1 pseudogene is annotated in these 381 nt (G+C 55.9%); it reads left to right on the top strand.

Going from position 1 to position 381, the window contains the following annotated elements:
• Positions 1-381: pseudogene (locus Tanf_RS00935) on the top strand (SusC/RagA family protein); the annotation flags it as partial.

Below are 381 nucleotides of genomic sequence, written 5' to 3'. Positions count from 1 at the left end.
AGTCCGAATGGACACGGCGGAGAAAGCGAAGAAAGGCAACCCGGGCATGTCGTACGGGGGTATCTTGGGAATACGCCGGGCCATGAGCCTGCCGCAGTCGCTTACGGCCGAAGAGCAGATTCGGATGAGACGAACGTCATACACCCAGGCGGAACTGTCGATCCCGACCGGGTGGGATACCGCCAAAAACCCGTGGGTCGGTACGACTCGTACCGACTGGATGGACGAGATTTTCCGCACCGCTTCGTATCAACGACACAACATCTCGCTGAATGTCAGGACGGACTATTTCACGAATCGCATTTCATTCTCTTCGAACGTCGACAACGGCGAGTTACTGAACACCTACAACAACTCGGTCGGACTGCGTTACAACGGAAC

Origin of the sequence: Tannerella forsythia (assembly GCF_001006485.1) — a bacterium.
Taxonomy (GTDB): domain Bacteria; phylum Bacteroidota; class Bacteroidia; order Bacteroidales; family Tannerellaceae; genus Tannerella; species Tannerella forsythia.
This window is presented reverse-complemented; position numbering and strand designations above follow the sequence as displayed.